11 protein-coding genes are annotated in these 13,397 nt (G+C 74.2%); 4 read left to right on the top strand and 7 right to left on the bottom strand.

What is annotated here, in order from left to right; translation table 11 throughout:
* Window positions 1-16: 16 nt before the first annotated feature.
* Complete coding sequence (cds1, locus tag AC3CHW_RS02665) at window positions 17-1,120, bottom strand: L-cysteine desulfhydrase Cds1 (protein ID WP_488469423.1); 1,104 nt, start codon at window positions 1,118-1,120, stop codon at window positions 17-19.
* 179 nt (window positions 1,121-1,299) lie between these two features.
* Here cds1 and AC3CHW_RS02660 point away from each other — a divergent pair, with 179 nt between their 5' ends.
* Window positions 1,300-1,626, top strand: coding sequence for a hypothetical protein (locus AC3CHW_RS02660; RefSeq protein ID WP_398607018.1), 327 nt, complete (start codon window positions 1,300-1,302; stop codon window positions 1,624-1,626).
* A 180-nt stretch (window positions 1,627-1,806) separates the two neighbouring features.
* The gene (locus AC3CHW_RS02655) at window positions 1,807-2,367 is read left to right on the top strand and encodes an ATP-binding protein (protein ID WP_488469422.1); all 561 of its coding nucleotides are present in this window, start codon (window positions 1,807-1,809) and stop codon (window positions 2,365-2,367) included.
* A 138-nt stretch (window positions 2,368-2,505) separates the two neighbouring features.
* On the opposite strand, the gene AC3CHW_RS02650 is transcribed toward AC3CHW_RS02655, so the two are convergent.
* Window positions 2,506-3,345, bottom strand: a complete 840-nt coding sequence (locus AC3CHW_RS02650; protein WP_381159886.1) for a DeoR/GlpR family DNA-binding transcription regulator — start codon at window positions 3,343-3,345, stop codon at window positions 2,506-2,508.
* A 198-nt stretch (window positions 3,346-3,543) separates the two neighbouring features.
* Here AC3CHW_RS02650 and AC3CHW_RS02645 point away from each other — a divergent pair, with 198 nt between their 5' ends.
* Window positions 3,544-6,144, top strand: coding sequence for a hypothetical protein (locus AC3CHW_RS02645; protein WP_488469421.1), 2,601 nt, complete (start codon window positions 3,544-3,546; stop codon window positions 6,142-6,144).
* Between the two features lie 12 nt (window positions 6,145-6,156).
* On the opposite strand, the gene AC3CHW_RS02640 is transcribed toward AC3CHW_RS02645, so the two are convergent.
* The 5 genes from AC3CHW_RS02640 to AC3CHW_RS02620 form a co-directional block, all read right to left on the bottom strand.
* Window positions 6,157-8,589 carry a right-handed parallel beta-helix repeat-containing protein gene (locus tag AC3CHW_RS02640; protein WP_488469420.1) on the bottom strand — a complete coding sequence of 811 codons (2,433 nt, stop codon included), beginning with the start codon at window positions 8,587-8,589 and terminating at the stop codon, window positions 6,157-6,159.
* Window positions 8,590-8,883: 294 nt separating this feature from the next.
* Complete coding sequence (locus tag AC3CHW_RS02635; RefSeq protein WP_488469419.1) at window positions 8,884-9,261, bottom strand: ATP-binding protein; 378 nt, start codon at window positions 9,259-9,261, stop codon at window positions 8,884-8,886.
* A gap of 41 nt (window positions 9,262-9,302) precedes the next feature.
* A complete protein-coding gene (locus AC3CHW_RS02630) occupies window positions 9,303-10,112 on the bottom strand; it encodes an MEDS domain-containing protein (protein WP_488469418.1) in 810 nt (269 codons plus the stop codon).
* A gap of 213 nt (window positions 10,113-10,325) precedes the next feature.
* The gene (locus AC3CHW_RS02625) at window positions 10,326-11,156 is read right to left on the bottom strand and encodes an MOSC domain-containing protein (RefSeq protein WP_398607023.1); all 831 of its coding nucleotides are present in this window, start codon (window positions 11,154-11,156) and stop codon (window positions 10,326-10,328) included.
* A 235-nt stretch (window positions 11,157-11,391) separates the two neighbouring features.
* Window positions 11,392-11,850, bottom strand: coding sequence for a DUF6643 family protein (locus tag AC3CHW_RS02620; RefSeq protein WP_176165249.1), 459 nt, complete (start codon window positions 11,848-11,850; stop codon window positions 11,392-11,394).
* Window positions 11,851-12,069: 219 nt separating this feature from the next.
* Between AC3CHW_RS02620 and AC3CHW_RS02615 the strand changes: the two genes are divergently transcribed.
* Window positions 12,070-13,392, top strand: a complete 1,323-nt coding sequence (locus AC3CHW_RS02615; protein WP_398607122.1) for a TerD family protein — start codon at window positions 12,070-12,072, stop codon at window positions 13,390-13,392.
* The last annotated feature ends 5 nt before the right edge of the window (window positions 13,393-13,397 follow it).

The following is a 13,397-nucleotide window of genomic DNA, read 5'->3' as shown; positions in this document are numbered from 1 at the left end:
CGGGGGGTGCGCGCCGTCACCGCCAGACGCCCTCCGCCAGGAAGCGGTCGAGGGTGGCGGCGTACGGCGCGATGTCCAGGCCCTGCTCGGCGAGCCAGGCGTCGGAGTAGTACTTGTCCAGGTAGCGGTCGCCCGGGTCGCACAGCAGGGTGACGACGCTTCCGGTGCGCTGGGCCGCGACCATCTCCGCGACGATCCGCAGCGCGCTCCACAGCCCGGTGCCGGTGGAGCCGCCCGCCTTGCGGCCGATGGCGGCCTCCAGGGCGCGCACGGACGCCACGCTCGCCCCGTCCGGCACCTTCATCATCCGGTCGATCGCGCCGGGCACGAAGCTGGGCTCCATCCGCGGGCGGCCGATGCCCTCGATCCGCGAGCCGCCCTCGACGCACGCGTCGGCGTCGCCGGTGACCCAGCCGTCGAAGAAGCACGAGTTCTCCGGGTCGGCGACGCACACCAGCGTGCGGTGCTGCATGTAGCGCACGTACCGGCCGATCGTCGCCGAGGTGCCGCCGGTGCCCGCGGTGGCCACGATCCAGCTCGGCTCCGGGTAGCGCTCCAGCCGGAGCTGCTGGTAGATCGACTCGGCGATGTTGTTGTTGCCCCGCCAGTCGGTGGCCCGTTCGGCGTAGGTGAACTGGTCCATGTAGTGGCCGCCGGTGGCCGTGGCGAGCGCGGCGGACTCCGCGTACATCGTCCGCGGGTCGTCCACGAAGTGGCACTGACCGCCGTGGAACTCGATCAGTCGGCACTTCTCGCGACTGGTCGTCCGCGGCATCACGGCGATGAACGGCACCCCGATCAGGCTGGCGAAGTACGCCTCGGAGACGGCCGTCGAACCGCTGGACGCCTCGATGACCGGCTTGCCCGGGCGAATCCAGCCGTTGCACAGCCCGTACAGGAACAGCGAGCGCGCCAGGCGGTGCTTGAGGCTGCCGGTGATGTGCGTGGACTCGTCCTTGAGGTAGAGGTCGATGCCCCACCGCTCGGGCAGCGGGAAGCGCAGCAGATGGGTGTCGGCCGAACGGTTGGCATCGGCCTGGACCTTCCGCACGGCGTCGCCCAGCCAGGCGCGGTAGTGCGGGTCGGTGCGGTCCACGTCGATCGTCTCGGTGCTGTCCATGCCACTCCTCGTGCTGTTCCCGGGACCGGTGGTGGACCTGACCCGATTTCGATCATAAAGCGGCTCTGGTGCCCGGCTCGTACGGCAGGCAAACTGCCCCTTGGACGTAGGGTGGCGGCGAGTCCGATGAGCGGATGGCCGGCGGGCACGGGCGCCCGGGCGATGGGGAGGCGTGAATCGTGGCGGAAACCGAGTTCAACGCGACCGGGGTACGGATCGAGCGCTCGCTGCGCTCGGTGACCCGCGCCGGACAGGTGTTGATCAAAGACGGCAGACTGAAGCTGCTGACCAGCTACGGCAGCGAGATCGACAGCGCCCCGCTGCGCTCGGTGCAGGCGGGCAAGCCCTGGTTCGCCGCCCGCGACCAGGCGCGCGCCATCGTCAACGGCACCCGTTACGTGCTGACGCTCGGTCAGCGCGAGACGGGCGCGACGGACGGCCCGGCCGCCGCGCGGCGCTTCCTGGACGTGATCCGCTCGGCCCAGGGCGAGCCCCGCACGAGCTGATCGCGAGTTGCGCGGTCGCGCCGATGGCGGGACGCTGGACGCGCATCGGTGTCACCGAGAGTTCACCAGTGGTTACGCTGTGAACCAGCGCGCTGGTCGGGCGCGGCGGGTAGTCCCGCGCGCCCCACTCCCGCTCGCACCTGATGCAGGCTAGCCCTACTTTTCCAGGGAGTTGCGGCCGTGATCAGCAGCCCGAGCAGGCATTGCACCGTGGAGCTCCAGGCTCTCCCGGAGCGGATCGGCCAGGTCCGCAGGATCGTATCGGCGCAGTTGCGCCACTGGCACTTGGAACAGCTCATCGAGTCGGCGGTCCTCGGCGTCTCCGAGCTGTTGACCAACGTCCATCTGCACGCCGAACCCGACAAGCGCTGCACCGTGGACCTGGAGTGGGCCCTCGACCGGCTCACCGTCTCCGTCCGCGACCGCGACGCGCGCGAGCCGGCGGCACCCACCCTCGATCCGCTGGGCACGCACGGACGGGGCCTCGCCCTGATCGCCGCGCTCAGCCAGAGCTGGGGCGTGCGCGGGATGGCCGACGGCGGCGGCAAGACCGTGTGGTTCACGCTGCCCGCCGCGCAGACCACCCCGCGGCCGACGCGGCGCCCGGCCCGCCAGGCCGCCGTGCCGCTGGGCCCGCCCAGCACCGGCCCGGCGAGCGATCGGCCGACCGCGGCGGCGACACTGGGCGCCTACCCCAGACCGCCGCTGGAGCGTCACCCCGCCGAGGCCGCCAGCCGCTGAGCCACCACCCCGGCCAGGCCCCCGCGACCGCGCGTCCCCTGGCCGGGCCACGGCCCGTACGCCCCCGCCGATGGCCCGGGCCGCGCGCGCCGCGCCCGCCGGGGGCACGCGCCGCCGGGGCACCGGGCGGTGGGGCGCCTACGCGCCGGCGAGCACCAGCTCACGTAGGTGCTCCGCCATCTCCTCGCGCGCCGCGCGCGGCAGCCCCGCGTCGGTGACGAGCACGTCCACCTCGCTCAGCGCGGCGAACGAACTCAGGCCCACCTTGCCCCACTTGGTGTGGTCCGCCACCACGACCACCCGGCGCGCGGACCGCAGGAAGTGCCGGTTGGTCTCGGCCTCGGCCAGGTTCGGCGTCGACAGGCCGGCCTCGGCCGACACGCCGTGCACCCCGAGGAAGAGCACGTCGAAGTGGAGCGAGCGGATCGCCGCGTCGGCCACCGGGCCCACCAGCGCGTCCGAGGGCGTGCGCACCCCGCCCGTGAGCACCACGGTCGCCGCGCCGAAGGACCGCTCCCGACCACCCGCACCCTCCGAGGCGGCGTCGGCCGCCCGCCGCGCGCTGTGGAACACGTCCGCGATGCGCATGGAGTTGGTCACCACCGTCAACCCCGGCACGTCCACCAGGTGCTGCGCCAGCGCGTAGGTCGTCGTACCACCCGAGAGCGCGATGGCCGAGCCCGGCACCGCGAGCGGAGCCGCCGCGCGCGCGATGTCCTCCTTCGCGCTGAGCTCCATCCCGGACTTCGCCTCGAAGCCCGGCTCGTGCGTGCTCGCCTCGGCGATCGGCACGGCACCGCCGTGCACCTTCTCCACCACCCCGAGCCGGGCCAGCGCGTCCAGGTCACGGCGCACCGTCATGTCCGACACCTTGAGCTTGCGCGTCAGTTCGTTGACCCGCGCCCCACCGTGCCGCCTGACCTCATCGAGAATCAGGGCACGTCGCTGCTCCGCGAGGAGGTTCTGATTCTCGCTCACCCCGCCCGTCCCTTCCGCCCAGCCGCCGATGTCCGCGCACATCTTCGCACGCGGGTAGGCGACCGCCGGAGCGGGCACAATCGCGACAGCGGGGCCCCCGCGGGCCCGATCAGCGGCGCCGTACCGCAACCGCCGCCGTCCGCCGCGGCGTCCCATCGAGCGCGGCATTCCCGCACCCACACCGGATCGGGGGACACGGTGGCGCCGACGAAGCGGCCCGACGACGAGACCAACCCAACCCGTGCGCACGCGGCGGCCAGGACCGGCACCGCGGCACCACCACCCACCGCGGCCCACGCCGTACCGCCCGCCGCCCCGGTCGCGCCCGACGCCACCCCCGGGCCGGACGCGACGCCCCCCTGCGACGCGCTCGCGCTCGAACTGCTGGTGCACGGCGTCGGCGGCGCCACCCCGTCGACGATGCTCGACGACGACCCGCGCGTCCACCGCGTCACCGGCGACGAGACCGCGGGCGTCTACCGCCGCACCGAGGACGCCGACGCGGAAGCGCGCCCCGCCGACTACCGCGACCGCCCGGTGCCCGAGGCGTACTGCTGGTCCGGCCTCACCTCCGGCGACGGCAGCCGCGCGCTGTGGCTGCTGCTGCTCCCGTTCATGGTCATCAACCTCGCGCACTGGTCCCGCCCCGCCGCCGACCGCCGCGAGCGCACCGTGCGGCTGTACGGCGTGCTGGTGCGGCTCATCGCGCTCACCCTGACGGTCCTGTTCGTCGCCGCCGTCTGCGAGGTGGCGCTCGACCTGACGGCCTGGCAGTGCGCCGGCTCGGCCGCCTGCGCCGACGGGCGGTCCTGGCTGGGCTTCGCGTCACCGACCGGCGGCGGCTGGTGGAGCCAGCCCGGCCGCCGGATCGCCCTGGCCGCCGTCGCCCCGCTGGCCGTCATCGCGCTGCTGTGGCTGCTGTCCACCCGCACCTGGAGCGCGTACGAGTCCGCCCCGCCCATCGAGCGCCCGCTCAACGAGGACGACCCGTCGGCCGCCCACCGACCCGCCCTGCACCTGCCCGGCTTCTGGTACGGCCGCCGGCTCGTGGCCCGGCTGCGGGCCATCCACACGGCCACCGGCTTCCTCACCGTCGCCGCCGTTCTGACGGCCGCCGCCACCCGCTACGACCGCGCGCCCGGCGGCTCCGCCGTACTCGACGCCACCGGCTGGGCGCTGCTCGTGGCCATCCAGGCGAGCGGCCTCGCGGTGCTGTACGCGGTGTGCCGCAGGGGCCGCAGCGAAACCACCCTCGACCGCACGCTGGACCGCGTCACCGACAAGGTGGTGCCCGCCACCTCGCTCGTCCTGCTGGGGCTGTCCGTGCTGCACGCGGGATGGTCGCGCCCGGGCTGGACCTCCAGCGGACGGCTGCCGGGCGACCCGGCGTTCGGCGTCATCGCCCTCACCCAGATCGCCCTCATCCTGGCGCTGGCCGTGGTCGCCGCGGCGCTCTACCGCTCGGCCGCCCGCGACGGCCACACCGGCGGGCTCGACCCACGGCACGGACACGAGCCGGTCCCGCCCTCGCGGGTGCGCACGCCGCTCGCCGGGCTCGCCGGCCCCGCCGTCGCCGTCCTCGCCTGCGCCATCGCCGGCGTGCTCACCGGCGGCGTGGCCCAGCGCTTCGCGGACTGGCTCGACGGCGGCGCCACCCCCGGCATGGGCGACGGCCCGATCGCCGGGCCGCCCATCCTGCTGTCCTGGCAGGCCGCCGTGATCCCGCCGCTGCTGGTCATCCTGGTACTGCTGCTCCTGGCCTTCGCATGGCGCGTCAACCGGGTGCGCAAGGGCTTGGAGCGCACCGTGCCCGACGGCTACCCGGACGAGCGCCCCGACACCGTACGCACCAGGAAGATCGCGGGCACCATCGCCCGCGCCGGCCTCACCGACTCCGTGCCCTGGATCATCGGCCCCGTCGCGGCGCTGACGCTGCTCCTCGGCTGCCTCGCGGTGGCCGGGGCCTGGGGCACCGGCGAGGTGCCGGGACGGGCCGCCGACGGCGCGCCCGCGATCATCGACGCCGCCGCGCAGGCCGCCCAGGCGATGGGCTCCTGGCTGGTGGGCGTGGTCTACGCCGTCCTCCTCGCCTCCGGCCGACGCGCCTACCGGGACCAGGGGGCCCGCCGCACGGTGGGCATCCTGTGGGACGTCGGCACCTTCTGGCCGCGCGCCGCGCACCCGTTCGCGCCGCCCTGCTACGCCGAGCGCGCCGTCCCCGACCTCACCTGGCGCATGCAGACCTGGACCGCGGAGACCGGTGGCCGCCTGGTGATCTCCGGCCACTCGCAGGGCAGCGTGCTGGCCGCCGCGGCGGTGTGGCAACTCGACCCGCGCACCCGGGGCCGCGTCGCCCTGCTCACCTACGGCTCGCCGCTGGAGCGGCTGTACGGGCGCTGGTTCCCCGCGTTCTTCGGGCCCGCGCAGTTGTCGGCCCTCCACCGGGAACTGCACTACTGGCGCAACCTGTGGCGGTACACCGACCCGATCGGCGGGCCCATCGAACCCCCCGGCCTCCTCGACGCCCGCCCCGGGGACGGCCGACCGCCCATCGACCGGGGCGCGCTCAAGGACCCCCTGGCCTACGGCCGCACCGCCGAACACCCGCTGCCCGCGCCGATCCTCGGCCACTCCGACTACCAGGCCGACCCGGCGTTCGCCCAGGAGCGCGCCGGCCTGCTGGCCCGGCTCGCCGGCGAAGGAGTGCCCCGCCCGAGGGCGAAGGCGGCCGGTCACACGGCGTCGGGCGCGGCGACCGGCGACCCGACGGCGGGCCGCGGCGCGGCACACGCGCCGTGACCCGCCCGGAGGCTAGGGCAGCTCCGGCAGGTCCTCCGGGTACAGCAGCGTGAGTTCGTCGGTGCTCGGGTCCGGGTGCTGCGCCACCCGGCCCGCGTGCCGCTCGACCATCGCCTCGAACGTCTGCCGCGCGGTGCGCCCGTTGCCGAACGCCGCGTCCTTGGGGAAGGCCGTGAAGTACTTGAGCAGCGACTCGGCCGTGCCCTCGGCCAGCCGGTACTCGTGCTCCTCCGACTGCTGCTCCACGATCCGCAGCAACTCGTCGGGCCCGTAGTCGCCGAACCTGATGGTCCGCGAGAACCGCGAGGCCACGCCCGGGTTGACGGACAGGAAGCGGGCCATCTCCTCGGTGTACCCGGCGACGATGACCACCACCGAGTCCCGGTGGTCCTCCATCAGCTTCACCAGCGTGTCGATGGCCTCGCGCCCGAAGTCGCGCCCGGAGTCCTCGGGCGAGAGGGCGTACGCCTCGTCGATGAACAGCACCCCGCCGCGGGCCCGCTCGAACGCCTCCTGGGTACGGATCGCGGTGGAGCCGATGTGCTCGCCGACCAGGTCGACGCGGGAGACCTCGACCAGGTGCCCGCGCTCCAGCACCCCGAGCGAGGCCAGGATCTCCCCGTAGAGCCGGGCCACGGTGGTCTTGCCCGTGCCGGGGGAGCCGGTGAAGACCAGGTGTCGGCGCACGGACGCGGCCTTGAGCCCCGCCTGCTGGCGCCGCCGCCCCACCTCGATCATGTCGATCAGCGCCCGCACCTCGCGCTTGACGCTCTCCAGGCCGACCAGCGTGTCGAGTTCGCCCAGCACGTCGTCGGACGCCCTGACCGGCTCGGGCTCCGGTACGGAACCCGCCCGCGGGGCCGCGACGGACTGGCTCGGCACGCCGCCGAGGAGCCCGACCGTCTGCACGGCGGGCTGCCCGAGCGCGCCGGTCGGGCCGGAGCCGCCACCGGCGGTGGGCGGCGGTGGGGCGTGCGTGGCGCTCTCGTCGCTGGTGCAGTCCTCGCTGGTGGGCCCGGGCTCGGCGAACTCGTACCCGCCGCGCGCGCAACGCTCCGTACGGCAGCGGGTCAGCGTGGCGCGGCAGCCGTCGATGACGTGGAAGCCGTAGCCGCCGCTGCCGGTCACCCGGCAGTTGTGGAAGGAGCCCCGGCCCTCGGCCGAGACGTAGAACCCGGCCTCGGACGGCGAGGTGACGGTGCAGCGCTCGATCGTCGGGTCGGCGCCCTTGGTGACGATCACCCCGGTCGAGACGGAGTCGATGGTGCAGCCGGCCAGGGTGCCGCCGCTGCCGTGGTCGCGGAACCAGGCACCGGTCGCCGCCTCGCGTATCCGGCAGTCGTCGAGCTGCGCGCTGGCGCCGTCGCTGACCGACACGGCGGTGTTGCGCACCTGCGACAGGTCGCTGTCCACCACGTCGACGCGGGAGCCGCGGTCGAGGACGAACAGCGCGTCCGGCACGTCGTGCACCCGGCACCCGTCCAGCACCGCGGCGGCTCCGTCGCTCACCCACACCGCGGGGTAGTCGCCCGTACTGTCGTAGATCTCGCACTGGTTGGCGTCCACCCGGGTGCCCGGGTCCCACACCGAGAGCCCGTTGCGCCCGAACCGCCGCACCGTGGAGCGGGTCAGCGTGAGCACCGAGCGCGAGCGCAGGTCGATCGCGTTCTCCGGCACGTCGTGCAGGTCGCAGTCGGCCAGCGTGAGCACCGCGTCCGTGTCGAGGTTGACCCCGTCGGCCGTGGTGCGGTGGACCTGGCAGTCCGTCAGCAGCGCGGCGGCGCGGGCGGAGACCTGCACGCCCGAGCCCTTGATCTCGTACACCTCGCAACCCACGGCCTCCAGCGTGCTGCCCTCGCCGGTGACGGAGAGCCCGGCGCCGCTGGCGTGGTGCACCCGGCAGCGCTCCAGGCGCGGGTGGGCCCCGCCGCGCACCGAGACACCCGACTGGCCGGCCGCGACCACCTCGCACTCCTCGAAGATCCCGGCCGCGCCGTCCAACACGCTCAGCCCGATGCCCGCCGGGTTGTCCACCGTGCAGCGGCGCACCGTGGGCCGGGCCGTGCCGCGCACCTCGATGCCGACCGCCGAGCGCGTGGCGACCCGCACGTCCGCCAGGTCCGGCGAGCCGTCCTCGACCAGCAGGGCCGGGGCCGCGGAGTCCTGGCCCTCGATGTGCACGTCCCGCACGACCGCCGAGGCGCGCACGGTGAGCGCGACGCCCTCGGTCGGGGCGATCCGCACCGCGCCCCGCGCCCCCTCCGGGCCGCAGAGCGTGACGGCCCGCGTCAGCACCACGTTCTCCCGGTACGTGCCCGGGGCCACGGTGAGCAGGTCGCCGTCCCCCGCGGCCTCCAGGGCCGCCGTGAGCGAGGCGTACTCTCCCGTGCGCCGCCGCCACCGCGACGTGCCGCTGTGCGTCACCTGGACCGAGCCCTGAGCCATGGTGTTGTCGTGCCCCCACCTCGTGCGTGCGTCGACCGGTGTACGGCCGTGTGGTGTACCGGAAGGACCACCGTAGCGTGCGACGTGTGGGGGAGTTGACCAGTGCGCATCCGGTGCCCGGCATGCCCCGATCCGGGCCGGCTCGCCCTCGGCGGCACCCTGCTTCAGCGCGCCCTCGGTGCGCCGCCGTGCGCCGTCATCGCCGCCGTCCGCGACCGTCGGCTCGGGTGGTCGCGCCGCGCCCCGCGCCCGCTTCGGGCCCGCGCGCCTGCTTCCGCGCGGGCGGCGCCGGGCCTAGCGCACGCGCATCGCCAGCGTGACGACGGCGCCGACGCTCCCCGCCCTGACCGCGAGCCGGTCGGAGACGAGTCGGGTCAGCCACAGGCCGCGCCCGGTGTGCGCCCCGTCGAGCCCCGGGAGCACGTCCGGGATGACCTCCTCGCTGAAGCCGGGGCCGTTGTCGCTGATGGTGCACTCCAGTTCGCCGTCGACGCGGCGCAGCACCAGGTGGCCCCGGCCGCCCGCGTGCTCGATCGCGTTGGTGGCGATCTCGTCCACGGCCAGTACGAAGTCCCCGCGCCGGGCCTCGGGCAGCCCGGCCCACGCGGCGCGCTCCTCCACCAGGACCCGCAGCAACGGCAGGTCGCGCGCGGTGAAGTGACGGTCCAGCAAGCGTCCGTCCGCCTCGCCGTGGGAGGGGCGGCGGAAATCGGCTAGCACTGACGGCTCACCTCGATCAACGCGAGCTGGGGGAGGGCATCGGAGCCGAGTCGGCGCAGCGTGCGCGCCACGAGCGGGGAGCACGCGACCGACAGCCGAGGGCCGCCCACGGCCGCGAGCGTCAGCAGATCGGTCGCGCACCCCAGCGAGAGGAAGTGCAGCCGCGACAGGTCGATCGTCAGCAGGGCCGACCGGTCGGTGCGCGCGAGCGCGGCCCGTACGCCGCCGGTGAAGCGCGCCCGCCCGCTGACGTCGGCCTCGCCGACCACGAGCAGCGTGCCGTCGGCCGCGGTGATGCTGAGCAGCCCGAGCCGGTCGAGCAGCCGGCAGGGGTGTGCCTCGGCCATCTGGTCGAGTACGCCCCGGGCGAACCAGCGTCGGTCGTAGGCGCAGATCTCGCTGTAGTGGCCGTCGGCGAACAGGTGGTCGGCGTGGGTCTCGCGGTGGATGACCACCGCCACGTCGGCATTCAGGTCGGCCACCCAGGCCATGTCGATGAAGGCGCGGAAGCCGGTGTACCCCTGGTGCAGGGCGCGCTCGGTCTCCTCGGCCAGCCGCGACTGCTGGCGCCGGACGGTGAACTCGCGGTCCGGGCTGAGCAGCGCCCGCATCGTGCTGAACTCCACCTGGCCGCGGCCGAGCGCGGGAGCCATGGACGGGCCACGGGCGTGCACCGCGTGCCGCATCTCCCGTTCGTCGAGGCGGGGGTCGGCGTAGATCGTCACCTTCTCGCCGCGTGCGACACCGAGCCAGGCGTAGGTCGCCATGATCTGCGAACGGGACTCGCCGTCTCCGTAACTCACGAAGGCATGGTCTCCAGGTCGCATGTGGTGCACGGGCATCAGGCGGCTGCCCTCCACCTCCGAGGCAGGCATCTGTCTCTCGGCCCCCTGTCGGCGTCGGCAGCGCTGCTGATGGCGTCGCGGCGCCCGCGGGGGCGCTCTCAGCGAGAGCTGACACTACGGCGTACGGGACGATGCGCCCTTGTTCTGATCTGAATTGCCCGAAACTGGTCACTACTCAAGGATCTTGACTGGGTCGCCTACCCGTACGGTCCCGGTGTGTTCGGGAATGAGGTTCTGTCCGAAGACCACCTTGTTGTCGATCCGGTGGTGTTGGGCCAGCGTGCGCAGCGGCTCCTTGCCGCGCTCGGCCGTCCGCTGGTCGGTGGTGGTGATCACGCAGCGGGAGCTGGGCTTGGCCACGCGGAAGGCGACGTCGCCGATCAACAGCTTGCGCCAGCCGTCCTCGGCCCACGGCTCGACGCCGTCCACGACGAGGTTGGGGCGGAAGCGGTTCATCGGCAGTGGGCCCTCGTGCGCGTGATCCCCCCGCGCGATCAGGGAGTTGAGGTCTGCCAGCGAGGCGGTGGTGGTGACCAGGAAGGGCATGCTGTCGGCGAGGGAGACCGTCTCGCCGGGGCGCGCGTACCGCGGGTTGATCGGGCGCCGCCGCGCGGGGTCGTCGAGGTGGGCGAGGAAGACCTCGCGGCCGAGGAGTTCGCTGAACCACGCGCTGCCCGCGCCCTCGGTCCACACCAGCTCGACCGGGTCCTGGAAGACGCGCACGGTGGAGACGCGGTGCGTGCGCGGATCGGGCACCGGCACCGTCAGGGGCTCCAGGCCGGCCGCGCTGAGGGCGATGCCGCCGTCCGGCAGCGGCTCGGCGGTGCCCAGCGCCATGCGCGGCAGGTGTCGCTGCGTCAGAAAGGTGCCGTCGGGCTTGACGAGCAGCCAGCGCCGGTCACCGGCCAACCCCCACGGCTCGACGGCGGCTTCGCCGAGTGCGCACCCGCCCACGGACTTGACGGGGTAGACGTGGACCGCGCTGAGCTGAGCTTCGGACATGGCCCCATCTTGCCAGCCGACCCCGCGCGCCCGGCAGCCGGTGGGTCGGTGGGTGGCCCGCACACGTGGCGTACGACACGTGGCGCGTGGCGGCCGGCGGCTCGGCGGCGTCGGGGTCGGCGGTACGTCCCTCGGTTCCCCGCATCGCCCGCGGCGTGACCGCGGGCGATGCCGACCGTAGCGGCGGTGCGATCGGACGGGTGTGGCGCGGGCCCGCGCGGGGTGGCGGGCCGGCTCAGTAACCCTGGCCGGGGTGCTGGCGGCCGTACTGCTCGGGGTAGGGCGCCGGGTTGGGGCGCGGGGCCGCGGGCCGGGCCGCGATCGGGCGCATGGCCTCGTACCCGTTCGGGGCCGCCGGGCGCGGCTGCTGGGCCTGCTGCGGGCCCGGGTAGCCGCGCGGGCCGCCCGCCTGCGGCGGGATGTAGGGTGCGGGCGCCTGCTGGAGGGCGGGCTGCGGCGGACCCTGCTGGCCGTAGGGCGGCGGGGTGTGCTGGGAGGGGCCGGCCGGGAGCGCGGGGAGCGCCGACGGCAGGGCCGGTGGGAAGTGGCCGCCCGCGTCGTAGGGCGACGGGACGCGGATGGGGGCGATCTGTGGTGTGCCCCGCTCGGCGACAAGGCTGTCGTAGATCGGGGTGTCAGGGAAGTTCGGCGCGGGATAGTAGCCGCCGCCGTAGCCGCTGCGGGGGAGGGTCATAGCCCTTAAGTTAAGCCCACCATGTGCCGGTTGGGGAGTCGGATAAGAAGCTTGTTACGCGTGTTCCGGCCGGTCGTGGTTCCCAATCCGCGTGAATTCGGGAAAATCGGTCGCCGGGGTACGTTGAGATCCTGTAAAGAGCGCGTTCTGGACGGGTTGCCGGCAGTTGTCCTGTGTCTTGGCGTCCGGTGAGTGAAAGGAAAGTGGGGGAACATGACGATGCGCAAGGGCATGAACGTGCCCGTGCCGGCCTCGGCGGTACGGATCGAACTGAGCTGGCGCGGCGGGGCGGGAGTGCCTGACGTGGACGCGTCGGCCCTGCTGCTGGCCGGCGGAAAGGTCCGCTCCGACGCGGACTTCGTCTTCTACAACCAGGCCGAGCACAGCTCCGGCGCCGTGCGACACGAGGGCAAGCGCACCGGCGCCGAGGTCACCGACAGCCTGTCGGTGAACCTGACCCAGGTCGAGCCGGCCATCGAGACCATCGTGCTGGCCGCCTCCGCCGACGGCGGAACCTTCGGCCAGGTGCCCGGGCTGCACATCAGAGTGCTGGACGCCGCGGGCGGGGCCGAACTGGCCCGGTTCGACAGCGACGACGCCTCCGTGGAGACCGCGTTCGTCCTCGGCGAGCTCTACCGACGCCAGGGCGCCTGGAAGTTCCGCGCCGTCGGCCAGGGGTACGACACCGGCCTCGGCGGCCTGGCCACCGACTACGGCATCACCGTCGACGAGCCGCGGCCCGGCCCCGCCGACACCGCGGCAGCCGCCCCCGCCGCGGCCCCCGTGACCGCCCCGCCCCCGCCGCCCACCGCGCCCGCCGCCCCGCTGCCGCCCCCGCCCGTCGCCCCGGCCGCGCCCGCGCCGCCCGCCGCGCCCGCGGCCCCGGCCCCCGCCGGCGGGCCCGTACGGCTCACCAAGGTCACGCTGACCAAGGAGGCGCCCACCGTCTCGCTCACCAAGCAGGGCGGCACCTCGGGCGCGATGCGGGTCAACCTCAACTGGCAGGAGCACAAGCAGTTCAAGAGCTGGGGCCAGAAGCTGGGCAAGGCGATGGCCCTGCACTCCGACCTCGACCTGGACCTCGGCGCCTTCTTCGAGCTGGCCGACGGCAGCAAGGGCGTCGTACAGGCGCTGGGCAACTCCTTCGGCGCCCTGCACCAGCCGCCCTTCATCCACCTGGACGCGGACGACCGCACCGGCGCCCGCAGCGAGGGCGAGAACCTGACGATCAACCTCGACGCCAAGGACCTCTTCCGCCGCATCCTGGTCTTCGTCACGATCTACGAGGGCGCCCGCAGCTTCGCCAACCTCAACGCCACCGTCACCCTCAGCCCGCAGCACGGCGCGCCGGTGGACTTCTCGCTCGACGAGTGCACCGTGCCCTCCAACGTCTGCGCGCTCGCGCTGATCACCAACGACAACGGCGACCTCGTCGTCCAGCGCGAGGCCCGCTACCTGGTGCCCGACCGGGGCGTCAGCCCGCAGCGCACCCTGGACCGCGCGTACGGCTGGGGCATGAACTGGACGCCGGGCCGTAAGTGACACCA

The organism is Streptomyces sp. MGP-BFMKR1 (assembly GCF_057766585.1).
The sequence above is the reverse complement of the archived record's forward strand: the minus strand, read 5'-3'. Positions and strand labels throughout refer to the sequence as shown.